20 protein-coding genes are annotated in these 25,851 nt (G+C 63.6%); 6 read left to right on the plus strand and 14 right to left on the minus strand.

Annotated elements, in window-relative coordinates; translation table 11 throughout:
• Nucleotides 1-480: 480 nt before the first annotated feature.
• The 3 genes from HHX30_RS10335 to HHX30_RS10345 all read right to left on the minus strand — a co-directional run bounded on the left by HHX30_RS10335 (nucleotide 481) and on the right by HHX30_RS10345 (nucleotide 2,205).
• Nucleotides 481-945, minus strand: a complete 465-nt coding sequence (locus tag HHX30_RS10335) for a hypothetical protein (RefSeq protein ID WP_169981668.1) — start codon at nucleotides 943-945, stop codon at nucleotides 481-483.
• Between the two features lie 4 nt (nucleotides 946-949).
• A complete protein-coding gene (locus HHX30_RS10340; RefSeq protein WP_169981669.1) occupies nucleotides 950-1,660 on the minus strand; it encodes a DUF6461 domain-containing protein in 711 nt (236 codons plus the stop codon).
• Between the two features lie 203 nt (nucleotides 1,661-1,863).
• Nucleotides 1,864-2,205 carry a VOC family protein gene (locus HHX30_RS10345; RefSeq protein WP_169981670.1) on the minus strand — a complete coding sequence of 114 codons (342 nt, stop codon included), beginning with the start codon at nucleotides 2,203-2,205 and terminating at the stop codon, nucleotides 1,864-1,866.
• A 353-nt stretch (nucleotides 2,206-2,558) separates the two neighbouring features.
• Between HHX30_RS10345 and HHX30_RS10350 the strand changes: the two genes are divergently transcribed.
• Complete coding sequence (locus HHX30_RS10350; RefSeq protein ID WP_169981671.1) at nucleotides 2,559-4,262, plus strand: SpoIIE family protein phosphatase; 1,704 nt, start codon at nucleotides 2,559-2,561, stop codon at nucleotides 4,260-4,262.
• A gap of 108 nt (nucleotides 4,263-4,370) precedes the next feature.
• Here HHX30_RS10350 and HHX30_RS10355 read toward each other — a convergent pair whose 3' ends face one another.
• Nucleotides 4,371-5,480, minus strand: a complete 1,110-nt coding sequence (locus HHX30_RS10355) for an acyl-CoA desaturase (RefSeq protein ID WP_169981672.1) — start codon at nucleotides 5,478-5,480, stop codon at nucleotides 4,371-4,373.
• An 11-nt stretch (nucleotides 5,481-5,491) separates the two neighbouring features.
• Nucleotides 5,492-6,571: a ferredoxin reductase gene (locus tag HHX30_RS10360; protein WP_169981866.1), complete on the minus strand. Its 1,080-nt coding sequence runs from the start codon at nucleotides 6,569-6,571 to the stop codon at nucleotides 5,492-5,494.
• A gap of 315 nt (nucleotides 6,572-6,886) precedes the next feature.
• Here HHX30_RS10360 and HHX30_RS10365 point away from each other — a divergent pair, with 315 nt between their 5' ends.
• Nucleotides 6,887-7,138, plus strand: coding sequence for a hypothetical protein (locus HHX30_RS10365; RefSeq protein WP_169981673.1), 252 nt, complete (start codon nucleotides 6,887-6,889; stop codon nucleotides 7,136-7,138).
• Between the two features lie 319 nt (nucleotides 7,139-7,457).
• A complete protein-coding gene (locus tag HHX30_RS10370) occupies nucleotides 7,458-7,664 on the plus strand; it encodes a cold-shock protein (RefSeq protein WP_169981674.1) in 207 nt (68 codons plus the stop codon).
• Nucleotides 7,665-7,903: 239 nt separating this feature from the next.
• On the opposite strand, the gene HHX30_RS10375 is transcribed toward HHX30_RS10370, so the two are convergent.
• Entirely contained in the window at nucleotides 7,904-8,167 is a 264-nt protein-coding gene (locus HHX30_RS10375; RefSeq protein ID WP_211591878.1) for a MerR family transcriptional regulator, read from the minus strand.
• Between the two features lie 1,273 nt (nucleotides 8,168-9,440).
• On the opposite strand from HHX30_RS10375, the gene HHX30_RS10385 reads away from it, so the two are divergent.
• Nucleotides 9,441-9,911 (plus strand): hypothetical protein, encoded by a 471-nt coding sequence (locus tag HHX30_RS10385; RefSeq protein ID WP_169981676.1) that lies wholly within the window; start codon nucleotides 9,441-9,443, stop codon nucleotides 9,909-9,911.
• A gap of 49 nt (nucleotides 9,912-9,960) precedes the next feature.
• Here HHX30_RS10385 and HHX30_RS10390 read toward each other — a convergent pair whose 3' ends face one another.
• A complete protein-coding gene (locus HHX30_RS10390; protein WP_169981867.1) occupies nucleotides 9,961-10,209 on the minus strand; it encodes a winged helix-turn-helix domain-containing protein in 249 nt (82 codons plus the stop codon).
• Between the two features lie 448 nt (nucleotides 10,210-10,657).
• On the opposite strand from HHX30_RS10390, the gene HHX30_RS10395 reads away from it, so the two are divergent.
• The gene (locus HHX30_RS10395) at nucleotides 10,658-11,917 is read left to right on the plus strand and encodes a site-specific integrase (RefSeq protein ID WP_211591842.1); all 1,260 of its coding nucleotides are present in this window, start codon (nucleotides 10,658-10,660) and stop codon (nucleotides 11,915-11,917) included.
• Nucleotides 11,918-12,031: 114 nt separating this feature from the next.
• On the opposite strand, the gene HHX30_RS10400 is transcribed toward HHX30_RS10395, so the two are convergent.
• The 7 genes from HHX30_RS10400 to HHX30_RS10430 form a co-directional block, all read right to left on the minus strand.
• Nucleotides 12,032-12,574: an ATP-binding protein gene (locus HHX30_RS10400; RefSeq protein WP_169981677.1), complete on the minus strand. Its 543-nt coding sequence runs from the start codon at nucleotides 12,572-12,574 to the stop codon at nucleotides 12,032-12,034.
• Nucleotides 12,575-13,006: 432 nt separating this feature from the next.
• Nucleotides 13,007-13,948, minus strand: coding sequence for a GIY-YIG nuclease family protein (locus tag HHX30_RS10405; RefSeq protein WP_169981678.1), 942 nt, complete (start codon nucleotides 13,946-13,948; stop codon nucleotides 13,007-13,009).
• Between the two features lie 26 nt (nucleotides 13,949-13,974).
• The gene (locus HHX30_RS10410) at nucleotides 13,975-15,600 is read right to left on the minus strand and encodes a serine/threonine-protein kinase (protein WP_211591843.1); all 1,626 of its coding nucleotides are present in this window, start codon (nucleotides 15,598-15,600) and stop codon (nucleotides 13,975-13,977) included.
• A gap of 64 nt (nucleotides 15,601-15,664) precedes the next feature.
• Nucleotides 15,665-18,814: a type I restriction endonuclease subunit R gene (locus tag HHX30_RS10415; protein ID WP_169981680.1), complete on the minus strand. Its 3,150-nt coding sequence runs from the start codon at nucleotides 18,812-18,814 to the stop codon at nucleotides 15,665-15,667.
• Complete coding sequence (locus tag HHX30_RS10420) at nucleotides 18,811-20,052, minus strand: hypothetical protein (protein ID WP_169981681.1); 1,242 nt, start codon at nucleotides 20,050-20,052, stop codon at nucleotides 18,811-18,813. The genes HHX30_RS10415 and HHX30_RS10420 overlap by 4 nt, the downstream gene beginning before the upstream one ends.
• The gene (locus HHX30_RS10425; RefSeq protein WP_169981682.1) at nucleotides 20,049-21,995 is read right to left on the minus strand and encodes a class I SAM-dependent DNA methyltransferase; all 1,947 of its coding nucleotides are present in this window, start codon (nucleotides 21,993-21,995) and stop codon (nucleotides 20,049-20,051) included. Before HHX30_RS10425 ends, HHX30_RS10420 begins: the two co-directional genes overlap by 4 nt.
• 23 nt (nucleotides 21,996-22,018) lie before the next feature.
• Nucleotides 22,019-23,779: an N-6 DNA methylase gene (locus HHX30_RS10430; protein ID WP_169981683.1), complete on the minus strand. Its 1,761-nt coding sequence runs from the start codon at nucleotides 23,777-23,779 to the stop codon at nucleotides 22,019-22,021.
• Between the two features lie 269 nt (nucleotides 23,780-24,048).
• Here HHX30_RS10430 and HHX30_RS10435 point away from each other — a divergent pair, with 269 nt between their 5' ends.
• On the plus strand, nucleotides 24,049-25,827 hold the full coding sequence (locus tag HHX30_RS10435) for a DUF6119 family protein (RefSeq protein WP_169981684.1): 1,779 nt from the start codon (nucleotides 24,049-24,051) through the stop codon (nucleotides 25,825-25,827).
• Nucleotides 25,828-25,851: the final 24 nt, after the last annotated feature.

The following is a 25,851-nucleotide window of genomic DNA, read 5'->3' on the forward strand; positions in this document are numbered from 1 at the left end:
AGGTTTGGCTAGGGCAGTTCGCTGCGTATCAGAGCTCTGGAGAAGGGTTCTCCGGTTCTCCGGGCGTACGTCATACGTGCGCGCACCTCGCTGAGCGAGCGTGGGCGGTAACCAGGGCCCCCGCAACAACTCTTGTTGAAACGGACACCCGCGTGCAGCAGCACCGAGAGGGTACGCCAGCCTGCGCTGTCCCTACGACGCGGAGCCGCGAAGGCGGATCCGACATGGATGAGCGGCCGGGCGCACCGGGGGCAGCGCCGATCGTCAGGGCCCGGGCCTGGATATGGCTGCTTGTACGAGGCACGGCACGGCAAACAGACGAAAGACGTTTTCCCGTGGGCCATACGGCCAGAGTAGGCCGATCACTCAGCAGGAGCGACAGGTTTTGGACCTGCTTCCCCGGAGCCGCGGGCGCGTTTCAGAACGATACTGTCGACCAATTCAATGCCGGTCAGGGCTCGTACATGATCCGATCTGCGGTCAGGGAAGTCGCTCGCGGAGAGCCAGCCACTGATCAAGCGCTTCTGCTGTAGGCGTCACTGAAAGATGGCCACGGATGCCCTGGGCCGGCGCCAGCAGATTTTTGCACTGACGGAGGGCCAAGATCTCTGTGTGGGGCCGCTGCCGCCAGTTGGTGACCCACTGTGCGGCGTCTCGCAGCTGCAGCGGGAGAGCCGTGAGAATGTCCATGGCGAGGGCATCCGGATTGAGAAGCGGTGCGTCTGTGGGGCCGAGGTTCCCGATCAGATACGCGCGCAGGTGGAATCTGCGCACGTTGGCGGTGATGGCGTCCAGACCTGCGGCCTCGGCTCTGGCAAGCGCGTACATGGCCGTCTGCGCCCACAGCCACCGCACTTCGCCTTGCTCGGGCTGACAGGCGTAGGAGCTGTTCACAACCCAAACCGCGAGCCAGCGGTTGACGGATTCAGGCGGGTGGCCGACCACATGGTCACTCTTTCATGCGCCGCGCGAGCCTCGGGGATGTGCCTTCAGCGCTTTCGTAGTAGCGGGCTATAGAGGCGCGGTGAGGTAAGCCGCCAGGCCGGAGGTGGCCGGGTTCCAGCCGGACGCCGGTACGTCGTTCAGCTAGTGCCAGAGCGCCCTCGATATATGGCGGGAAGACCTCGGGGTCGGGGTCGAAATCCCAGAGCATGCCCAACTCTTCGAGGTCCTGCTTCAGCCGTTCAGGGTCGGTGCTGTCGCTCCAGTGGGCGAACATCGGGACGAGCCGCGTGACGACGTGGCCGTCCACGGCATGGACGAAGTGGGAGTGGTGGTTGACATTGCGCTCCACACTGGCGATCGACGTGCCCTGCGACAGGGCGTGCACCACGTCACCCAAAATCCCGGCATGGCCGCACTCCGCCATGATCGATCCACCGGGCGCACGGCCGACTTCGATGGTGGCGAAGCCTTCCTGTCCGGGGTCCTCGGTGAGGCCCAGTCGGCTCAGCACCTCTTCAGGCGTGAGGTCGGCTATGAACGTGAGACAGAACGCTGCTCGTGACCACCCGGACTGGCTCCACCACGCGTAAACGTCCGTGGTCGCTCTACGGTCGCCGGTGAGGATCACCGAGCCCTCGGAATGACGGCTCGTTTCATCGGTGGCCGACGCGACAGGAATTCGATGACCGCAGCTCTCTTCCGTTTCGTCGTACAAGGCCAGGTGCGTGGGACACGGCCATATACGACAGGTGGGACACGTCTTCAGGTCGACGCGCAGCCGCGGGGCATTCGCCTGTGCGTGACATGGCGAGAGCAAGGACGCCACTCGAGTCGCGACGACGCTGGGTCTGCGCTCTCGGTCAGGCCGCGCGGCGGCGCCGGGGAGAGCCCGGCCCTACCGAGGGCGAGCCGGGCCCGTCATAGTGGAGCGCCGCCGAACCCGATCTCGTTCCCGTCGGGATCGCGGTACGTGGTCTTGCGCACGCCGTTCGAGTAGGTCTCCTGCTCCACCGGGTCCAGTCCTCGATGGGCGATTCGCGCGACGAGCGCATCGAGGTCATCGACGAAGATCGTGTGAATGGCGTAGCCGGCACGCTCGGGCCGCTGCTCGATGAACATGTATCGATGCTCCGCCAGCTCCCACACAGTCTCCGTGTCGTTCGGGAAGAACGCAGGCGGGGAACCCAGCAGCTGTTCATACCACCTCAGGGCCACCGCGTAGTCGGCCACCGGGATTCCTGCGAACAGGTCAAGGGTCATCACCTGATCCTATGAATAACACCTCGGGTCAATAGCGCCAAACTTTGATCATCGTCCTTGACTATTGAGTTCATCGCCGGCCCTGCGCACTCGCTGACACTGGTGCCGTGATTACAGTCGGTGGATAGGTCGCGTCGAAAGCGATGTGCAGGCGCTGAGAGCGGCGTTTCGCTGGGATGACCCACTATGGTTGGCCTGCTCGACGAGCATTGCCCAGGCCTCGCCGAGATGGGACCCTCCGGCTTCTGCACGGGAGCCGGCCTGCGCGATATGGCCGCGGGTTCGCCCCGCGTGCTCCGCGTGTCGGCGGGTAGAGCGTAGGCAGTGATGGACCGGAAGAAGGCAGGGCGGCGATGATGCGGCATCTGCCGAGCGCGTATGGCCATGTCGGGCTACCCGATCAGAGGTTGCTGCAGGCGGCCTTCGACAGCGCGGGGGCGGGTATCTATCTTGCTGATCATGCCGGGCGTATCACTATGGCGAATCGGCAGGCCGCGGCGTTGCTGGGCCGTCCTGTGGCGGAAATGCTGGGCGCCAATGCCCACGATCTGCTGCACAGGAGCGCTGACGACGGGCTGACTCCTCGCTCCACCTGTCGGCTGATGGGGGTGCTGGTGCACCATCGTCCGGCGCGTGGCGAAGAGTCGACTTTCTTACGAGGTGACGGCAGCCTGCTGCCGGTCTCCTTGTCGGCCGCTCCGATACTGCAGGGCGGACAGGTACTCGGGTTGATCGTCGTCTTCACCGACATCACCGAGCGGCTGAACCTCTCTCGTCAGCAGGCCGGCCATCTGGCGATGTTGGAGGAATTCAACGCCCGCCTGACGCTGGTCACCGAGATCACCTCTGTGCTGACCCAGACTCTGGAAGTGGACGAGGCCTTGCAACGGCTGGGCAGGTTGATCGTCCCGCGACTGGCCGACTGGGCGGTGGTGGATCTGCGTATCGATCATGACGAGGTGGAGCGGGTGGTGGTGATCCCTCCTGCGAATGAGGCGCAGGGCTTCCCGCTGCCCGAGCCCTCCAGTTCCCTGCTGGCGCGGGTGCTGGATCGGGGCGAGACCGTCTTGCTGGGGCCCGGCGACATCGCCGGCAAATCAGACTCCGGCATGGCCGCCGCGCAGCGTGAGCTGTTCGCTGCCCGGGGGGCGGTCTCGGCGATCATCACGCCGTTACGCACCCAGCGGCAGGTGCTGGGGGCTCTCACCGTGGCGCGCACCGACCCGGCCCGCCCCTTCGACGCCACCGATGTGACGCTGGTCGCCGACATCGGACGGCGCGCGGGGTTGGCAGTGGGCAATGCGCGCCTGTTCGGCCGGCAACGCGAGGTGGCCGAAATGATGCAACGTCACCTGTTGGCCCCGCTGCCGCAGGTGGGCCACCTTGAGATGGCCGCGCGCTACCTGCCGGCCCCGGTGGGGTCTCAGGTCGGGGGTGATTGGTACGACGCCTTCCTGCTGCCCGACGGCGTCACCGCCCTGGTCATCGGTGACGTGGTCGGCCACGACATCACGGCCGCCGCTGAGATGGCCCAGCTGCGCAGCATGGTGCGCACGCTGGCGTGGGACCGCTGCGTGTCGCCCAGCCTGGTCGTCAGCCGCGTGGATGAGGCGATGTCGGCCGTGACGGACGTGCCCATGGCGACGATGATCTTGGCGCGTGTGGAGGGCACCGAAGACGGTCCCTGGCAGTTGCGCTGGAGCAACGCCGGGCATCCGCCGCCCCTGCTGGTCACCCCTGACGGGCATGCCCGCTATCTGGAACACAGGCAGGACCTACTGCTCGGGCTCCGGCTGGGTATCGAGTCGACCAGGCGCGACGCCGTCGAGCCGATGCCCGCGGGGAGCACCCTCGTGCTCTACACCGACGGCCTCGTCGAAAGTCCCGGCAGCGACCTGGCCACCGGACTGGCCCGGCTGCGGGCGCAGGCGGCGGCCATAGCCCACCTCCCACTGGAGGACGTGTGCGACGAGATCGTACGACGCATACCCCACGGGACCACCGACGACGTCGCCCTTCTCGCGTTGCGCTTTCCCACGGCCGGCGCCGGCGGCTGATCGTGTACGGGCCCGGCCTACGGCCTGCTCCCGGTATCCGACGGCCATCCGGCCCCGACTCTCGCCGGCCTCGGGGCTTTGTCATGCCACAGGTTGAACCGCCCGTGCTCACGCTGCGGCCTTGAGCATCCTCGCCGGCGGTTCGGCCGCCGATGGCCCGCCCGGCCCCGGCAGGGCCATCCGCAGGACACGCTTCCAGACCGAGCCGGCCTGCCGGGCCAGTGAGCCGGACGTGTAGGGGAGGCCGAACCGCTCGCACAGCGCGCGGACCCGCGGCGCGATCTCCGCGTACCGGTTGCTGGGCAGATCGGGGAACAGATGGTGCTCGATCTGGTGGCTGAGGTTGCCGCTCATGATGTGGAGGAGGCGTCCACCGTCGATGTTGCACGAGCCGAGCAGTTGGCGGACGTACCACTCGCCGCGGGTCTCGTTCTCGAGCCGGTCCTCGGTGAAGACCTCCGCACCCTCAGGGAAGTGGCCGCAGAAGATGATGGTGTGCGCCCATACGTTGCGTGCCATGTTCGCGGTCAGGTTGCCGAGCAGGACGGGCAGGAAGGCCGGACCGGCGAGCAGCGGGAAGGCGACGTAGTCCTTGACGATCTGACGTCGTATCTTTGCCGCCACGGCGCGGAGTTGAGCCAGCGCCTCCTTCGGATCCTTTCTTCCCGACGGGATGCGCTCCAGCTCCAGATCGTAGATCGCTATGCCGTACTCGAAGAAGAGGGCCAGCAGCGCGTTGTAGAACGGCTGGGCGAGATAGATCGGATGCCATCGCTGCTCCGGGCTGATTCTCACCACCGAATAGCCGATGTCGCGATCCTTGCCGAGGACGTTCGTCCAGGTGTGGTGGACGAAGTTGTGGGAGTGTTTCCACTGGTCGGCGGGGGAGGCGGTGTCCCACTCCCATGTGGTCGAATGGATTTTCGGGTCCCGCATCCAGTCCCACTGGCCGTGCAGGACGTTGTGACCGATTTCCATGTTCTCCAGGATCTTCGCGGCCGCCAGCGCCGCCGTCCCGACGGCCCAGGCGGGAGGCAACCAGGAGGCGAACAACAGCGCTCTTCCGCCCAGCTCCAGCTTGCGCTGGACGGCGATGAGCCCGCGGATGTAAGCCGCGTCCCGCTCGCCGAGGCTCGCGAGCACCTCGTCGCGGATCTTGTCCAGCTCGCGGCCGAACCCTTCGGTGTCGACAGAGGCAGGATGGAATGTGGCAGACATGTCTGTTCCCTTCACAGCTCGATCTCGACCGGGCCGGCCGCCACCGACACGCAGGGCTGGATCATCTCCCCTGCGTCTCCGTGCACCTGGCCGGTCCGTACGTCACGTACCTGACCGGAGCGAAGGCGCGCGACGCATCCGTAGCAGATGCCCATGCGACAGCCGCTCGGCATGAGCACCCCCGCGCTCTCACCGACGGCCAGCAAGGGCGTCTCGCCGTCGGCCTCGGCTTCTCGGCCGCTCCTGGTGAATCGGACGCGTCCCCCCGAACCCGCTGCCGCCGACGGCACCAGACTGAAGCGCTCGACATGGAGCCCGCCCGCGGGCCCGGTCCAGTACGCGGCGATGTCATCGAGCATGGCCGGCGGCCCGCACGCCCAGACGGACCGCTCCGTCCAGTCCGGGCAGAGCCGGGCCAGATCCGCGGGCCGCAGCCGTCCCTCAGAGCGCGTGTGCCGTTCGTACAGACGCAGCCGCGGACACCGTGCGGCCAGGCTCCGGAGCCGCCCGCCGAAGATGACGTCGGCGGGTGTCGGCGCCGAATGGACCAGTACGATGTCCGGTCCGTCCGCATTGTCTAGACGCAGGCCGTCCAGCATCGCCATCACTGGTGTGATGCCGCTCCCGGCGGTCACGAACAGCAGTCGCGGGGGTGGTGGCTCGGGAAGGACGAACGCCCCCTCGGGCCGGCCCAGCCTGAGCACCGTCCCAGATGCCGTGCTCCGCACCAGGTAGTTGGAGACGAGCCCGCCGTGCACGGCTTTGACCGTGATGGTGAGGCAACCATCGGACCTGCCCGGGGCCGACGACAGTGAGAAGGTGCGCCAGTGTCGCCGCCCGTCGATGTCGACGCCGATACGGACCCACTGACCGGGACGGTGCAAAGTCCAGCCCCGACCCGGGCGAATCACCAGGGTCGCCGCGTCGCTGATTTCCGCGTGCACCGCCTCGACCTGGCCGCACAGCTCCCTCGCGTCCCAGAGCGGATTGATCAACCCGAGGTAGTCCTCGGGAAGCAGCGGTGACGTCAGCCAGTGCGCGGCTGTCGCCAGCCGACGCAGGAGTGCCGCAGGAGATGCGGACGCACGCATAAGGATCACAGGCAGAGCCTTCCGAGGGCCAGGGACCCAGGTCACGAACGGCCATCCGAAGGACGTGTACCCGGTGCCCGCGTCCGGCACCCGCAGGCCGGAGCCACGAAGGGCACAGCAAGCGACCCAGGACCGGTAACGGAGTGGTAGGCGGCCGGGTCCCGGTGCCCGAACCTGTGACGCGCGGCTCCAGAAGCCTGGGAAGCGGCGACGCGGATTCCCGTCGTAGGCACGGCGCTGGGATCCGGCTATGCCCGGGGAATCGCGGGGATACCGATGCGGACCGGGCCGCAGTCCTGATTTAAGGAGAATCGTATGGCCACGGACGCCCCCTCGGGGCTGCTCTACTTACTCAGCGTTGGCAAGGAGAAGGAACTGATCCTCCGCGTGCACGGCACGATGCCCACAGCCGAGAAACTCATCAGCTGGATGGAACAGGGCACTGTGGTGTCCCTCCAGATTTCCCACGAGGGAGAGCCGGGCACATTCACCTACTTGGTCAACTTCAGGCATGTGGTGGCGGCTCGGCTCGCCCCGTACACCACGACACGGATCAGCAGCTTCTGAGCCATCGCGAAGGGCCCTGTTCGAACCTGTAGCTGCGCGGCGGCGGATGACCAGGGGCCGGACCGGCAGGTAGCGCACCCCGTGCTGGAGCGCGACTCATCCAGGCGGACAGCGGCGGGGTATGCGTATCACGCCTCACGTGTGCTAGCTTGGACGCAGTTGCAGTTGTGGTACCCATAATGAACTTGTGTGCACCTGACGGTATGTAGCCTCAGGTGCATTTTTTGTTTGCCGGTCTTCTCCGGGTGTGGGCCTATCGCGACAACGCGGAATTCGTGACAGTGCGGATTCCGGCTACGCCTGTCAAGAGGAGATCAAAATGGCTTCCGGCACCGTGAAGTGGTTCAACGCCGAAAAGGGCTTCGGCTTCATCGAGCAGGACGGCGGCGGCGCCGACGTCTTCGCGCACTACTCGAACATCATCTCTCAGGGCGGCTACCGCGAGCTGCGCGATGGCCAGAGGGTGGCCTTCGATGTCACCCAGGGCCAGAAGGGCCCGCAGGCCGAGAACATCGTTCCCGAATGACAAATAGCGCCACGTATCAGGGCTCGCACCTTCACGGTGCGGGCCCTGGTTCGTTTCCGGTTGCTGCATCGCTGCTGCACGAGAATCGGCGGCAGGGGATGGCAACCACAGCCGCACAGCTCCTCGCTACCGGTAATCGACAGCGTGTGAAACGACATTACGCCTGGTAGGAGGCGTAAAATCCCGGAAAGCGAGGCCGGTGGCAGAAGGCGCGACCACCCTGATCACCTAACAAAGCACTACTGGTGTCCGGCCGGACGGTCGCGCCCGTTGTTGATGCGCAGCGCGTCGGCGAGCTGGTCTTCCAAGATGATGATCCGGCAGGCGGCTTCCACAGGAGTGCCCTGATCGACGAGTTCCCGGGCGCGCGCGGCCAGCCGCAGCTGGTAGCGGGAGTAGCGGCGATGGCCGCCGCTGGAGCGTTTCGGCTCGATCAGTTTCGCGGCGCCCAGTGCCCGCAGGAACGCAGGGCTGACACCGAGCATCTCCGCGGCCGCGCCCATGCTGTAGGCGGGGTAGTCCTCATCGTCGAACCGGTCTTCGGCCCTCAATCCAGCACTGGAGCCGGCCGTGTCCGCAGTCCTGCCGTGAGCGAGTGTGTCATCCTCGGGAGCCGAGCGAGGTTGATCCATACATTCCTTTCCATCACGCGCACAGGGGGCCCCGGCACCTGTCGCGCCGGGGCCCCGAAGAGTTCAACACCATCTACCGGCCATCTGGCCGGCTCACTGTTTTCCGCATCCGCCGTACTGAGCGGCGGTGATGCGGGGATCGCGGATGCGTGACCGTAGACCACCTTCCTATCTGTGGAACTGCGGTACCCGAGCGGCGAGACTCAGCCGGCAACGGGCGATCCTGATGGCGTCAACACTCCCTTCATTCTGTCCTCGACTTCCAACTTCGTCTTGTTCCGGGCAGTTCATCGTGGTGCCAGTACTTCCGCTGCCCGGCCGAACCCTTCCTTACGATGCGAGAAACAGTAGCCTCAGCGAACACGATTGTCTACTGCGGCGAACACAGATTTTCGGTGTCGGGCGCGGCAGGCTTCCGGTGGCGCCGTCGACGAGCGGGAACGCCGCGGACGCCGGGCCTTGTTTCTGCCGCCCTCGCCTCTTGTGCTGATGGGCGGTCCCCACCACCTTCTGTGGGCCAACGCAATGGACCAGATCGACACCGTCACGGTGCCCAAGACGCTGCCCCGCTCCGCCGCAGCGGCCGACATCGGCAAGGTGCTGGCCGCGATCTGCACCCGACGGCCCCGAAAGGACGTGCCGCTGGACCGGATGTGTGATCGAGTGCTGTTCAAGACCGCCTACGTCTGCGCGCCCGCGCATCCGAGGTGTGCACGTTGTACGTGGAGGACTAGACCTTGCGCCTGGACGACAAGCTCGCGCGGGTCCACGGCAGGGGCGGCAGCGTGCGCACCGTGCTGTTGGATGACCGCGGCCACGCCACGCTGTGAACGACAAGGTCGCTGACGCCGAGATCCGCGTGCTCCCCGCAAGGCCCATCTCAACCCAGAAACCTCAGGTCAGATGGGGTGTTAAGTGGTGGGGCGCCAGGGACTCGAACCCTGAACCGACGGATTAAAAGCTGATCGACACCCTGGGCACATGGCCTCTGAACTGGGGCCAAGTGTCCAGGGGAGTCCAGCCGACGTCCGGAGGCGTCTGGCGACGTTGCCGTCAACGGTTGCCGTCAGTTGCCGTCAGCAAGTGGTGAGTCGGGCGCTGCTCTGGCCAGGAAATGTCATCGGCTGAAGATACCGTCGCTGCCATGCCGGTACCAGAGTTAATCCCCATCTCTTACGAGCCCGACTACCACACCGACACCATCGGTGCCCACGCTGGAGGCTTGTTCTTCGGAGGGGCGTGCAGGGGTTGGCCGGTCGCGGCCTACGAAGAGGTAGGGGAGTGGCCTTGGCATGATGAGCATGGCGAGCCGATGCCGGTGCCATGGTTCGCGATCCTTCATCTGTTCGACCACGATGGCCGGCACCTCAGCTCGGAGATCAGTCCATTCGCGGACGGTACCGAGGCAGATCGGGCGGTGCAACAGATGCTGGCACGCTTGCAGGACGTCGAGTACGGGGACATCGCCATTCGTCTCTTCCGCGTGGACGCCCACGGCTGCATTTTCGGTCTCATCGACGAGACGGGTAAATCCGAAGACGGCGATGGCCAGGTGGAGTACTACCCGAACCAGATCGGGTTCTACGAGCCCTGGAATGGCTCCTACGAAACCTGATCGTCTCTCCACAGCCCTCGCCGGTCAGTACCTCGGGAGTTTCCGGCGGTCACTCTGCCTGGGCGCGCTCTTCCGGGGCGGTGACGAAGCTGCCCATGCCGGGCTCGGTGTGGATCAGGCCGTCTGCCCTGAGTGCTCGCATGACCTTCTGGCCGGTGGCGTTCGCGATGCCGAACTCTTCGATCAGGGCAACGAGTGATGGGATGCGCTCGCCAGGCTTGTACTCGCCGGAAGCGATACGAGTCTTAATGATCTCGTAGACCTGCCGCCACCTGGGCTGATTGGCCCTGAACTCCATCACGCGAGCAACGGTAGGAAGCCATTGCACGCCGTGGCGATAGACAGCACGCTATAGCGTACCATAGCTTTTTTTGCCTACGATGCAGCTCATGGGCCTATGGGAGGAGAGCGCAATGAGCGGCGAGAAGGCGGCGAGTGTCCCTGTCCTGACCGTCAGCGGCTTGCGGGAGGCGTTTCCCGGCTGGAGCATCTGGCGAAGCTCGGCGGGACGACTGTGGGCCACACGCAACGGTCGCCTGACGAACGAGGACTACTACCGCGGCCTGTGCCAGACCATCGATGGCGATGACGTTGGCCAAACTGGCCGAGGAGCTTCGCCGGCAAGCCGCGCTGACTGTCGCTCTGCCTGACGGGGAAGCACAGTCCCTTGTCCCTCGCGAAACCTCTCACTGAGCGGCGCCGGAACTCTGGAGGGTGTGGTGCGGGCATGAGGGACATCCTTCCTGATGATCAAGGGTGACCTCAGGCGAGGTGTCCGGAGAACGGGGGGAAGCTCAACCAGCGCAAGGACGGCCGCTGGGAGGGCGCGGCCTACTTGGAAGCCCTCGACGGCACCCGGAAGCGGTTCCGGGTGTACGGCAAGACGTGGGAGGAGGCCAACGCCAAGCTCACCGAAGCTCTCGCCAACGCGCGCAAGGGCGTCCCCGTGGAGACCACCACGCTCAGCCTCGGACTACCTGACGTACTGGCTCGAACAGGTCGCCAAGCCGAAGGTCCGGCCGTCCACCTACCGGAGTTACGAGACGTACGTGCGGCTGTACCTGATCCCGGGGCTCGGCAAGAAGCAGCTCAAGAAGCTCACGGCCCAGGACCTCCGGACGTGGCTCGTGAAGGTGTCCAAGACGTGCCAGTGCTGCCTACAGGGTCACGACGCCAAACGGCCGCCGCGGCACAAGGACCCGGCGAAGCAGCAGCGGTGCTGTGCGATCGGGAAGTGCTGCAACAAGGTTCCGTCTCCCCGGACGGTCCAGTACCTTCACGCCCTGCTCCGGGCCGCGCTCGCTCAGGCGCTCCGCGAAGACCTGGTACTGCGCAACGTCGCGAAAAACGTCCAACTGGGCACGGTCGAGAGGCCGGAGATCCAGGCGCTCACCCTCGACGAGGCCAAGCGGTTCCTCCGGCAGGCACGCAAGGGCCGGTTCTACGCGGTGTACGCCGTGGCTCTGGGCGTCGGCCTCCGGCGCGGCGAGGCGCTCGGGCTCCGCTGGGATGACGTCGACCTGGACAACGGCGTGCTCCGCGTCCGGCAGGCACTCCAGCGGCAGAAGGGCGAGGGGCTCAAGCTCGTGCCGCTCAAGACGCAGCGCTCTCGCCGTACGATCCGGCTCCCGGAGAACCTGGCGGAGGTCCTCAAGGAGCACAGGGCCGAGCAAGCCGCGGAGCGCCTTGCGGCCGGATCGGCGTGGAACAACCCGCACGGCCTGGTCTTCACGACGCACATCGGGACCGCCATCGAGCCGGAGAATCTCTACCGGCACTTCCGGGTCGTGTGCGACGCGGCGGGCATCCGGCGCGTACGGCTGCACGACCTCCGGCACACCTGCGCCACGATCCTGCTCGCTCAGGGCGTGGACACCCGGACCATCATGGAGATCCTCGGCCACAGCACGATCGTGCTGACCATGAACACCTACGCCCACGTGCTACCCGAGCACCAAGCGACAGCGCTCGACAAGCTCGAAAAGGCGCTCGGGGGTCTCGCCTAGCCTGACCGAGAAACCTGCTTGGCTCCGCGCTCTTTCGGAAGACCACTACTTCGTGTACCGGCGCGGTGTGGTGGCATCGTCATGTGGGCCGTAAGCAGAGGCGATCCCTGGCTATCACCCCTGAGGTATCACGCGCTCTCCCTCACTGACCGGCTCCTCGAACCCAGTCAGATACAACTGCAGAAGTTCTTCAGACACCGTGACACAGTTCGGCCCGTCCAGGTCGTTGCGTGCCGCGAGCCGCCGGCGCAGGGTCTCAGGGTCCGCTTTCAGGTAGATGAGCTCCCACCGGTAGCCGTGACTCTCGATCAAGGACTTGTATCGGTCACGTGTCGAACGCTGCCAGAAGCTGTAGTCCAAGACCACCCGCAGGCCTTTCTTCATCAAGCGCACAAGCTCATGCTGTAACGCCTCCTCGGCATTGGCCTGGTGGTTCTCGTACTCCTTCGGGTCGAGATCCGCACCATCGCGCCCGATCCGCGCCCAGACAGCTTCATCGATGGACAGCCGGACATAGCCGCGTCGCTCCAGCTCCTGCGCGTAGGTCGTCTTGCCCGAACCCGCGATGCCGCACATCATCACGACGCACCGCTTTGCCCCGTCCTGAGGGATAGGGATGACATGTTCTGCTTCAGTGCCATCCGCAGTACCAGCCATGTCCCGAGCCTACTTACCGGACTCAACGAGAGCCTCAGCCGCAGTGTTGAGGACGTTGCCGTCAACCGTACCGTCAACAGCCCTTAACGATCACTCTTGCAAAGCTATTTTCGCAGGTGGGGCGCCAGGGACTCGAACCCTGAACCGACGGATTAAAAGCGCCCTTGATCAATGCCGCCTAGTGCCGCCTTCTACCATTTCGTCCGCTGTTGCCCCCGGGAGTCTGCCGCCCAATCACGCTGGGTGCCGCGCCGTATCCCGTACACACGAGCAACCACCGAGCAAACGTGGGTCCTTGACCATTTTCGCGGCCCCGTCCGAGCATCCGATATAGTGCGGATCGCCTTCTTTGTCCAGGTGAATGGTCAGATGATAAGGACAATACCAATTCTGCAGCTTTGTAAGGTCTAAAGTAGCCGGTAACATGATCACTTAAGGTTTCTTAAGTTGCCGGAGCCAGTACTCGGCTTCCTGGGGACTGTCCCCGATACATGCCCAGCTATCTGAGGGCTCCGGCTGCCGTGGCGCCCATGAACGTGGACGCGGCATCTGCAGGGCAGCCTGAACCACACGAGTGACGGCAGGAGGAGGCTGATCGTAGGTCAAAATCTCGGGTAGAAGGGGGTGACCGCTGGATTCATCAAACTTCAGATCCCATGCTCGGCTGGTTACCTGGCAATGGTTGTCCATCTCGAAACAGGCAACCTCGCAGGTCTGGCCTTGTTCGTGTGAACGGATCCAGAGCAGCCGATCTCCGGGCACCAGCCGCTCTCGGCCGGTGATCGGCATGTTCCGTACTCGCCGATGACGATCGATGTACGGGACGGGGTCCGTCTCTCCGTGTTTGTCGTAGTCACTGACGCCAGCCACATGCCCGGGGTTGTTGTCGCCCATGAGCTCGAGGAGATCTCCGTCGCTGTGCGCCTGCCACACGTCGATGATCTCCGCCTGCGGCGCCATGATGCCTGGATGCGCGATGATGAAAAGCAGGTCACCTTCTGCCAGTGTCAAAGCAAGACGGTCTCCGTGGCGGACATGCTGAACAGCTTCGCCCCAGCTTTCGATGCTCGCGACTTCGAGCGCAGCGCCCCGCAGGGCTTCAATTGCCTGGTCGACCGACACTCGGAAGTACTCGCGACCTCGGTTCGGCCGGAAGTCCTCCAGTAGCTTGTGTACCCGCTTCTCTATGGCGAGTGGGTGTGACGTCATCAAGCGGAAGGCAACCTCAAACCGACCAGGAACTCCCGACGAGCCTTGATACAGTTCGGCTGCTCGATCCTCTGAAAGTCGGCTCGTCATGCCGATCTTTACCAAGCCCGGAAAGAACTCATTGGTGAGGACGTAGACGAAGCCAATCTCGCGGCAATTGGTCATTCTTTGCGTCCTTTCTGACATAACGCTCATAGTCCGCGGCGCTCCTTGATATGCACAGAACGTCTGTTAGCTTCGACCGAGAAGGCCCCCATCCTAGAGATTTGCTTGTCGAGGTTCTTTACCTGCGTGGAGTGCTCGCCGTACGCTTCCACCAGAAGTAGACGCACTCCGTCGAACTCAGCCAGCGCCTCGTCGGGATGACCCGCAGCGAAGAGCATCTGGGCGATTACGAACCGCGAATCACGAATAAGCTCTGGAGCATCGTCGCCCAGCCCGCCTGCGTTCTGCACAAAGAAGCGCAGTTCCGGCAGCGCTTTCTCATGTCTTCCGATCTCTGCGTAGGCGTGGCCGGCCTGGTAGGCGCAGTCGAGGACGTGTGAGTCGGTCGGGGGCAGGTACTTCCGATAATCGCGTCCGACGACCTCGAACAAGGATCCTGCCCTCGTGTACTCACCGGCAACGTGACAGGCGGCAGCGAGAGCGTGTCGCAGGCGGAGCTCCAGGAAGGAGTCATGAGCAGCGCGGGCGACACCGTCCTCAAGAAGCCTGATCGCCTCCGAGGGGCGGTCGATGTCCAGAAGCGCTTTCGCATTGGCCTTGAGCTCGTCGGCCTGCTCCTCCGTAATCCTGCCCTTACTCTCGCTCGGTCCCTGTTGCTTGGCTGGGGCAAGAAGCGGTCGTCGGAAGGGTCGGGTCGGGTCGCGGTTCTCGTCGCCGTCAGCACGTCCATCTGACATGCTTGTCAGCGGCAGGAGCGCCTCGTACACGGCCTCAGCCGAGGGGCGGGCCGACTCCTCCTTCGCCAGCATGGACGACACCAGGATGTCGAGTTCCGGCGGCACCTCCTTGCGACGAGCGCGCGCCGACGGCACGGGCGACTGCAGGTGGTGCGCACGCAGGGGCGTATCGGTCGTGCCGTGATACGGCACATCGCCGGTAAGGAGCTCGAAGAGAAGGCAGCCGAGAGAGTAGATGTCGGAGGCGGACGTGACCGCGCGACCGAGGCACTGTTCCGGCGACATGTAGGGCGGCGTGCCGACCGTCCGGTCTATCTGGGTCAGCCGCGGCAAGGCCCCTGCGCCGCGCAGGATGGCTATGCCGAAGTCTAGGACCTTCACCAGCCCGCCGTCGACGAGCATCACGTTGGCGGGTTTGAGGTCACGGTGGACGATGTCGAGGCGGTGGACATCGGCAAGGACGGCCGCGATCTGTGCCGTGATAGAGGCGGCCCACGACACGCTCGGCGGTGCAGCGTCATAGTCCGCATGGTTGAGCAGCGACTCCAGCGTCGAGCCGCGGAGCAACTGCATAACCAGCCACAACCGAGGGCTTCCATCGGGTGCCTTGTCAACGCCGGTGTCATAGACGGAAGGGGTGCCGGGGTGCTCCAGCCGGGCAGTGGTGCGGATCTCGCGCAGGAACCGCATCCGGTCGCGTTCCAGGGAGTCCAAGATCTCGGCTGCCTCCGGACTGTCCGGCGCCGCCGGAATCACCCCAGGAGTGCGGAGCAACTTGATCGCGACAGGGCGGTCAAACCGCTCGTCGTAGCCGTGGAAGACCTCGCTCATGCCGCCACGGCCGAGTGACCCGTCGATGCGGTAGCGATCTGCCAGTAACGGCTTCTCGTCCGGTTGTTCGGCCTCGTCGTCCACGTGTACCCCTCTGGTCAGAAACCAGACTTCTCGTAATCCTCCATCGTCAACGGGTGGAGGCCAGTTACCGTGCGGATTGCCCGCCGGTCTCCCGCAGCATTTCGGCCCGCAGTCGTGCCAGCGCCTCATCACGTGCGGGCTCGGTGATGATCCGGTAGGCACGCTTACGGGCCGCTTCCTTGATGGCCTTCTGGAACTCGTTGTTATCGAAGTACAGCTTCATGAACGCTGTATTGCGCTCGGCGTTTTCAGCGACGATGTCGTCGAGCCGGTCGTCGGCGACCTGACCGAAACGAGCCTCGTCGTTCATGAGGGCGATCTGCTGCATCGCCGTGTCTTCGACGAGGCCGACGACCTGTTGATAGACGAGAATCTGGTCGGACGTGTCCAAACCGAGGCCGAACCGGTCGTTCAACTCCTCGATCACCTCCGACAACGGCTTCATCTCCGGTTCCCGGAGACGCCCGCCATCTGCCGCGTGACCACGGACGTCACGATCACCGACGGAAGTCAACGAAACGTTGTGCCGACCGGTGAACTCCAGTCGGAAATGACTCAGGTCCGCGTCGCCGATGTCCACCGCAGTCGAGGGCCGGCCCGGCAGCCGGATCAGTAGGATCCTGCCGTACTGGTAGAGCCTCTCAAGCTCTCTGTCACCCCAGTCGACAATCTGCGCGATGAGGCTGTACGCGCGGACGTAGTTTTTCAGCGCGGCGCGGAAATCCTCGCGGTCATTATCGGAATCCATCGCCTCGAAGCGATCGATCGCAGGTTTGAGGTACTCGTGGAGCTCAGCGTGAAGCTTCCGCTCGGCCGCGTCCGGCAGCCGTCCGGGCCCGGCCGCCGCCAGGACTCTGACGAACGCTTCCATCTCCGAGGCCACTAGAAGTTCAAACTCCATCACCTCGCGCTGCTTGGTGTAGAGAAGGTTCGGGTCACTCGGCTCGGTGATCGTCGTCTCAAACCAGTCCGAGAAGGATGCCTGGATGTCTTTGGCTTCGTTGAAGAAGTCGAGGATGTGGACGTCGTCCTGCGATTTCAGCGCATGGATACGGTTGAGCCGCGACAGCGTCTGCACCGCCGCCACCCCAGTCAGCTGCTTGTCGACATACATCGCGCACAGCAGCGGTTGGTCAAAGCCGGTTTGGTATTTCTCCGCTACGACCAGTAGCCGGTACTCGTCCTGGTTACGCGCCCCCGCTTGCGGATCGTCGGCCTTTGTGTAGGCGAACTTTTCGGGGAGTTGTCCTTCAGGGAAGCCGTTGAGCTGTGCTTCGGTGAACTCCAGCTCCGTTTTCTCGTCCTTGAGCTGGCCGGAGAACGCGACGAGCGTGCCGCAGTCGGTGTATCCGCGCAGTTCGACGTACTTGCGGATCTCCTGGTAGAGATCGAGCGCATGCTGACGACCGCCTGTGACGACCATTGCCTTGGCCCTGCCGCCGAGCCGCCCGACGATGTTCTCCCGGAAATCGTCGACGATCAGCTTGGCCTTCTGCTCCAGTGACTTTGGGTGGAGTTCGGCGAGGCGGACCAGCTTCGCCCTTGCCTTGCTGGCGTCGACCTCGGGGTTGCCGATGTTCGACTCAGCCTGTTCGATCGCGGCGTTCCGCAGCCGCCACTTGGTGTCGTAGGTAATGTAGTTGGCCAGCACGTCGAGGATGTAGCCCTCCTCGATCGCCTGCTTCATCGAGTAGATGTGGAAGGGCACGTACATGCCGCGCTCACCCGTGCGCGGATTCACCCGGTCCGGATCGAAGGTGCCGAATAGCTTCAGCGTCGCCGACGTGGGCGTGGCGGTGAAGGCGAAGTACGAAAGGTTCGGCTGCCGCCCACGCACACGTGTCAGGTAGGTGATCTCGTCCTCGTCCTCGTCACGGGGTATCGCCGCATTCTCTCCGACTACCTTTTTGAGATGAGTTGGCAGCTCACCACCTTGTGAGGAATGCGCCTCATCGATGATGATCGCGTAGCGTTTGCCCGCCAGCCCGAGGCCCGCGACCTTTCCCAGCACGAACTCATACTTCTGCGCTGTACTGATAATAATCTTTGAGGTGGCGTCCTCGAGGGCCTTGGCGAGCTGGGTCGAATCCTCGTCGATCTTCTTGACCAGTCCAGGAGTGTGATCGAACTGGAAGATAGTCTTCTGCAGCTGCCGATCGAGAACCACACGGTCAGTGATCACGATGATTTTGTGGAAGACGGGCTGGTTGGCCTCATCGAACAGATTCGATAGACGGTGGGTCAGCCAGGCGATCGTGTTCGACTTGCCCGAGCCGGCCGAGTGCTGGATCAGGTAGCTGTTCCCGGCGCCGTTCGCCCTGGCGTGAGCGACCAACTTCTGGACTGCATCCCACTGGTGGCAGCGGGGGAAGATACGCGGAGAGGTGTGGGGGTTCTCTCGCACACCTTTCCTACCGGATGTCTTCGTGTGAATGAACCGGTGCAGGATCTCCAGCCAGTTGTCCCGCTGCCAGATCTGCTCCCACAGGTACGCAACACTGTAGGAGCCGTGAGCGGCCGGAGGATTCCCGGCGCCGCCCGCGTTGCCCGGGCCATCGGAACCGATGTTGAACGGCAGGAACTCGGTGTCAGGGCCCCGCAGTCGGGTGGTGATGAACGCGAGATCGGGGTCGACGGCGAAGTGAACCAACGTTCTCTTGGCGAAGAACACGTCATTCGGATCGCGGTCCATCCGGTACTGCAGCCTGCCATGTTGGGCGTTCTGACCGGTGTTCGGGTTCTTCAGCTCAGCAGTGGCAACTGGCAGGCCGTTGACGAAGAACGCCATGTCTACCGACCGGCGCGGATAGCGCGTGCTGTAACGCAACTGACGGGCGACAGTCAGCACGTTCGCGTTGTATTCGGCCAGAGCGTCGGCGGCCAAGGTGTGGCCAGGCCGGAAGTAGGCGAGGTCGATCTGCACACCTCGGTCACGCACGCCCTGCCGCAGCACATCGAGAACGCCTCTAGCGTCGATCTCAGCAGCTACACGCTGCGCGAACTGACGCTCTGCAGTCGAAGAGTCGCCGCCATAGAAGCCAATGAGCTTCTCCCATTGCTTCTGCTGGGTTGATTCGATGAATCGATACATATCGCCGACGTCAAGGCCCAGTTGGACGTCGAACGTGCCCCGCGCCCGCGACCAACCTCGAATGAGCAACTCTGACTCGACTCGATTCTCGAAGGCGAGCTCGGTATGAGCTCCCAATGTCATGCGGACGCACCTCCAAACGAGGGGAAACTGCGAGCGTTCGTGACATCTATCTGCCTAGTCACGGCAGCAGTGATTAGGGCCTGCCGGCGCTCAGCGAGGAGCTTGAGTTGACCAGCGATCTGGCACTCAAATTGCGAGACTGCCGTTAGCTTCGAGTCAACCTCTTTTACCGCTGCTCGCTGCTCGCTCATCCCTGGCAAGGGAATTCGAAAGTCTCGGATCTTACTGCTGCTTGTTGAGGCAAGATTAGTCGTTTTGACGCCCGTGCTCTCAAAGTGCTGGCGCGCTATAGACGCCCGAGTGAGAATGGCCAAATATTCTGGAGTGAGAAGATCTTTGCTTGTACGCACTGCAAATATATGATTCTGATGCAGGCAATTTTCGATTTCTCCGTACCAAACAGTTCCGCGACCGAGTTTGTCAAGGTCGCCACCTTCTGTCATGAGTACATCGCCAGCCTTTAGTCGGCTTGCTGCTGCTGTTCGCCGTGGCACTGTAATCTCTGCGACGTTGCTCAGCTCCACATAACCAGCCTGTACATTCGCTACGCGCAGATAGGGGAGCGTTATAGCATCGCTAGCCTGTTGCCGATTTCCATCGACTGTAACACCTGATTGTATGTGCGCAACGTAGCCAAGACGAACCATAGGCGGTTCCTGGAACCCTTCAATGGCGTCGTCAATGATTCTCAGGGTCAGCTCTTCAAGTGAATCATGCTGATGTGCGCGCCACTGTATCAGTCGATCGATTCGAGCGATCTCGCTGTCGAGGAAGTCGGCAATGCGCCGCTGCTCGTCAAGGTCTGGGAGCTCCGCGGATATATCGCCCAAGTCTTCTGGGTTGATGCGTGGGGTACGAACTGCTCCGCTTTCAGTATTACCGATTCCACGAAGCCGGGACACCATCTCTCCAACAAACCAACTCGAGCGGAACAAGTGATGCAGGTAGCCCGCATCAACATTTGGTTCGGGTCGGAGAACAAGATAATCGGGACTGACCAGTCCGCGCTGTGGACTAATCCCAATAGCGCCTTGAAATGCCCGCATCCGGTTTAGTACGATGTCGCCGGGCTCGCAAAGCTTGTAGTTACTCAGATCCTCTGCACGAGGAAGATCATCCGTAAGAGTGTCGCGTCGCACAACACCGTGATGAATCGATACGGCCAGTAATGGGGGCTGGTCATGGCCCGCTCGCCTGTCGACGACTCGGCACAGATATTTGATACGCTGCTCGGTCACCCCATCACCTCGCTCAGAAGCTTCTGGATCTGGGTCTCGAGTTCACGGAGTTCGGCGTCGATCTCCGCTAGTGGGCGCGGCGGCGTATAGACGTAGAAGTGGCGGGTGAAGGGGATCTCGTAGCCGACCTTCGTTTTTTCATAGTCGATCCAGGCGTCCGGGACGTGTGGCGTAACCTCGCGGGCGAAGTAGGTGTCGATGTCCTCGTCCAGCGGGATGTTCTCGTAGTCACGCAGGTCCGGGTCAGGCAGCACGTTGCCGTCCTTGTCCTTCTGGACTTCGCCTTCGGGGTCGGACACCGACACTGCCGCCCAGAAACTCTTCGTTAGCGTCGCCCCCCTCGGCCAGGCCGCGCCGCCTGCTACAACCGCGGCGTGAAGGGCGTTCGTCGCTTCCTTCTTGGACCACCACACGGAGCCGACCACCTCGCGGAGCGCCGCGATTAGCGCGTCGCGTCCGTCCCACTTGGCCAGGGCCTTCGCGTCCGCCAGTATGGCGAGCGTGTCATCGGTGATCTCGAACCGGAGCTTTAGCGGGCGCTCGACCGTGATACGGCGGTAGCCGAAGTCACGGGTTCGGAAGATCTTGATCTTGCCGTGGTCGGCGTGTGTGGGGTCCTCGGCGACCTTCAGCGCGTCGACATAGAGCTCGGTGATGTGCTTGATCTGGTCGTCGCTGATCTGCTTGCGCTTGTCGCCGAGGGACTTTCGCATTTTCTCCCACTGGTCCCGGGCGTCGAGAAGGATTACCTTGTCGCGCAGTTCCGCGGCCTTGCGGTTGGAGAGGATCCAAAAGTAGGTGGAGATGCCAGTGTTGTAGAACAACTGGTCCGGCAGGGCGACGATGCCTTCAAGCAAGTCGTTCTCGAGGATCCACCGACGGATCTCGGACTCGCCTGACCCGGCCGCGCCGGTGAACAGCGGGGAGCCGTTGAAGACGATGGCCAGGCGGCTTCCCTTGCCCTCAACGGGCTCCATCTTTGAGATCATGTGCTGGAGGAATAGGAACGAGCCGTCATTGATTCGGGGCGTGCCGGCTCCGAAGCGGCCGGCGTGTCCCAGTTCGGCCTCAGCCTCGACAGCGTCTTTGACCTTCTTCCAGTCCACTCCGAACGGCGGATTGGCCAGCATGTAGTCGAATTTCCTGCCGGGGAAGCCGTCATCGCTGAAGGAGTTGCCGAAGTGGATGGTGCCTCGCTGGAAGCGCATCAACATGTCTGACTCGCAGACAGCCCAGGACTCGGCGTTGACCTCCTGGCCGAAGAGATAGACCTCGGCCTTGGGATTGATCGACTTGATGTGGTCCTCAGCGGCGGTCAGTATGCCGCCGGTGCCGCAGGCGGGGTCGAGGATGTTGATGACCTGGCCCTCGCCCGCGACAGTTTCCGCGTCGGGGGCGATCAGCAGGTTGACCATCAGCTTGATGATTTCGCGCGGAGTGAAGTGCTCACCGGCGGTCTCGTTGGAGTCTTCCGCGAACTTGCGGATCAGGTGCTCGAAGACGTAGCCCATGTCGTGGTTGGAGAGCTTCTCCAGATCTCGCATGGCGGCGAATCTGCCGAGAACCAGGTAGAGGATCTTCGCTCCGGCTAGCCGAGTGATCTGATTGTCCAGGTCGAAGCGAGACAGGATCGTCCGAACGTTCGGCGAGAAACCGTTGATGTAGTCGCGCAGGTTCTTGGCGACGTTCGTGGAGTCGGCCGCGACCGAGGCGAAGTCCTGGTTCGAGGTGTTGTAGAACGGGAGCTTCGCGGCGATCTCCAATAGCCGCTGCTTGTTCTGAATGTCAAGCGAGGCGTTGCGGTCGCGCACCGCTTGGCGGGTTGAGGCCATCACCGCATCGAGGCGACGGAGCAGGGTGAAGGGCAGGATCACCTGGCCGTACTCGTGGCGTTTGTAGTCGCCTCGTAGCAGGTCTGCGACTCCCCAGATGTCATTCGCCATCTTGGAGTGCGTGGGTCCTGAGGTCACAGCGCGCTCGTCTCCTCGTTAACAACATGAACGTCATCAGTGTTCTTCATAAAACCAAGGCCCGGTGACAGAATGCCGGTTGTGAGACCATGGATGGTCTGGTCGATCACGTGTGCGCCCGTCTTCGCCAGCGCCGCTAGCACCTCTTCGAGCTGTTGCAGATGACGGAAGGACTCACCGTAGCGGCGCTGCTCGGCCAAGGGCAGCCGTGGGACGCGACATCGGCGCAGGTCCGCACGGCTGAGAGCGCCGAGTGTATTCGTCACGGGGAGTGCGTTCGCGTCGGACCGCAGGAAGGCCGCTAGGAAGTGGGCGTCCAGTCGGGTGGCGTCGATCTCCACTACCTGCGCGATCCCAGTGTCGTCCTCCGCAGTGCCTGTGGCGACGATGGGTGGTCTGCCCAGGGTTCGCACCAAGAGGTCTCCTGCGCGTGGTGTGGCATCGCGGGAACGGATCGTCAAGGTGCCCGAACGCTCCAGTTCGCTGAGGGTTACATAAGAGTGATGGGTGGGCGCAGCTGGTGGGGAAAAGCGAGGAAATAGCTGACCGACGTGGGTGTGGAGCACTCGCAGTCGGCTGAACAGACGTGTGAAGTCGTCGGCGCTCGCCTCGACGCGCCCGCCGAGGTGCCTCGATGGCAACAGGTTGACATCCTCATCGAGGAGTTCCAGACGGGGAACAGCCTTAGCAATCGCGGGGTCGAGCTCCTCGAGGAGTTGTTCCCATGCGGCGAATTCGTGGGGGACGTCGGCTGGGTCGCCTACCTTGGACAGGTCGATCAGCCGGACGTTCGAATCGGTCGACCTGCCGTACGGCCGCTGCAACACCCACACGTAGACATCGCTCCCAGGCGCCGCCAAGCTCATCCCTCCAGGCAAGGCGATCACGTCACGCAAAGCACCGGAACGTACAAGTGCGGCACGGATGTGCCGGCCAGAGGGCTGGACGCACGTTCGAGGGGTCACGGCAACCACTGCGACGCCTCGTGGCCGCAGGTGGGCGTAGCAATGCTGAACCCAGGCCAGTTCACCATCACGCGGAGCTGGGACGCCGAACTCCCACCGCGGATCGGTGGCCAGTTCATCTGCCGGCCACTGAGGCTGATCGAACGGCGGCTCGCAGACCACCCCCGCCGCCGCGCCCGCGTATGAGGCAAGCTGGTTGGCCAGTAACGAGTCACCAGCATGGACCTCATACGGTTGGTCGATGTAGTTGGCGCGAAGATTCAGCGCCGCGGTGGCGGCGGCTGACTCGTCGATCTCCTGCCCTGCGACCTTGACATGGTCCCCGAAACGGTCTGCGACTGCCATCAGCAGTGTGCCGTCGGCGCACGCCGGGTCGAGAACCACGGGGACCTCGGGGATCTCATCGGCATCGACATATCGCGCGACAGTCGTCGTTCGCGGAAGCAGCGACGCCATGATGCGGGCCAGCAATTGTCCCGGTGTCAGATCTGTGACCGCCCGTCCCGGCGAGGTCGCCGATGTCCGCGCGTCAGCAAGGGATTCAGCAGGCCATGTGACACGTTGCGTACCAGTGTCAGTCTGCCCGGCCGTCGCCAACTGGGCATCTTTCCCCGTCTCCCGGAGCCATGCTTCCACCTCCGCGCGAGAGAAAGTCGGGCTGTGCCGACTCCCGCCGACAGGCTTGGGAAAGCTGGGGTGGCGGCTCCGCCAGTTGGTAACCGCCGCACGCCCGACACCCGCCAGCCGCGCGATCGCCGCAGCTGTCAGTTCTTCATCTTCGTCGGGGCTCATGGCGTTACCTTACAGTCTCAACTTCGCACCGTACACACAATTGTGTACATCGTTGACTCTGTGTACAGTTGCACGGGTTGGACTGAGAATGCTAGAAACTTCCTTGCTGAGGCTGGCAGCAGTCGACCTTGCAACCAGTTCGCGCGCACTTTTGTCACGTGGCTCGACCACGTCCCCGGCGGTCTCCCTGACGCCCCTAGGCACCTCACTCGCCGTCCCGAAGCGCGGCATATCTGAGTCCGGAGAGGCAGCCGGACCAGCTCACAGAGATGAGCATCGACGTGACCATCGTGAACACCAATCCCGAGACGAAGATCAAGACGAAGAAGGTCAAGAAGGCGCCGACGAGCCGGAAGACCTCGCTCTACCGGCTGCGCGACAAGGGCGGGACCGACCAAGAAGACCTGCGGTCGTACGTTGTGGCCAGCTACCTCGACAGGGCAGGATTCCAGGCTCGCGCCGTCGCCTACGACGGAGTCGACGGGCTGCTCGTTACCGGCACGATCGCTCCCGGTCGCGCCGACTGGTGCGACGTCGTCGAAGCGCTGACCGGGCTGCCTACCGCCGAGGAGAACCGAACGGCCCTCTCCCTCCTTCTGATCCGCACCGACAAGGCGGTATACGGCCTCACGTACGGCATGGGCCACTTGATGATCGACCAGGCGCGGATCGACCCCGGGTTCGGCATCGGGTTCGCGATCCGCTGCCTGAAGGAGGACCGGATCACCAAGGTCCGCCGGCAGGTCATGGATGCGCGGGGCCGTACCGACGAAAACTCCGCCACGAGCGGCGAGCACATCCGCGGCTTCGGCATCGAGCAGTTCGGCGAGATCGTCAGCCAGATCTCGGGCCAGATCAGCGGCGTTCCGCTTACCTTCACGCAGGACCACACGCGGGCCGCGCACGTGACCGGCAACGACCGCTCGATCAAGATCGCCCTTGGCAACACGCCAGCCACGCTCCTCCACGATCTTCGGGAAATCGAGGAGGTCTGTGCCCGCCCGAGCCCTCTTCCGGTGTTCGAGTTCATCGCCCAGATTCGGCCTCTCGGCCCCAAATCCGAGCAGGCGCAACTTCTCGATGCACGGCTCGACGAGAAGCTCGGAGAAGGCGGAGCCATGCGCATGGCCCTCGCTGTGCCGAGCACGTGTAGGGACCGCTTTGAGCAGGCAGAGTCCTTCAAGGTCACCCTGGCGAAGAGCACGCACACCCATGCCGAGCTCGACGTTGAAATGCTCGTCTCAGCGGTCGAGCACCTGCCGCCGGGCAAGCGCTTGTCGACTCTGCGCGACGGCCGGATCATGATGTTCGCCGATGCCACCGGAAACGAAGTGATCAGCAGCAAGGTTCCGGCGGACCACTGGCTCACCACCGAGGTAGAAGACGGTGTCGTCCACTATTTCTACTGGCAGGGGCGATGGTACGAGGTCGGTGCGGAGTATCTCACGGTCATCGAAGACCGGATCGCCGAGCTGTTCGCGCACACCGTCAGCGTCACCATGCCGCCATGGACAAAGGCCCGTCCCGGTGACTCGGAGAAACACGACGAAGGCTGGTTCAATAAGCAGATCGCAGCCCAGGACGGCTACGTGCTGCTCGACAAGGACACGGTTCACACCGAGCGCCTGCGCGGTGGCGGACTCGAAATCGCCGACGCACTGGGCCCGGCGGGCCAGCTGATCTGCGTTAAGAAGTCCAAGGACACTGCACCTCTGAACCACCTCTTCTCGCAGGGGCGGGTCGCGGTCGAAACCCTGCGCAATGACCGGGAAGCCCGCGAGAAGTTCCTCGCGAAGCTCGACGAGCTCGCTCCGGGGCACTCGCTGGACCGGTCATTCCGTTCGCCGACCGTGGTTTTCGGCATCCTCCTCAAGGACGGCGTGCCGTTGACTCCGTCGTCGCTGTTCGCCTTCGCGAAGGTCTCGCTGCTGCACACGACGACGCTGCTCGAGGGGATGGGCGCACGCGTGGAGATCGTCTCCATCTCTCGTGTTTCAGCGACGGGGAAGGGCGCGACGCCGCCCAGCGATGGACCTACGCGTAAGTAGAAGGCGACTGATCATGCGGTCTCC

Source organism: Microbispora sp. H10836 (assembly GCF_012999525.1).
Taxonomy (GTDB): domain Bacteria; phylum Actinomycetota; class Actinomycetes; order Streptosporangiales; family Streptosporangiaceae; genus Microbispora.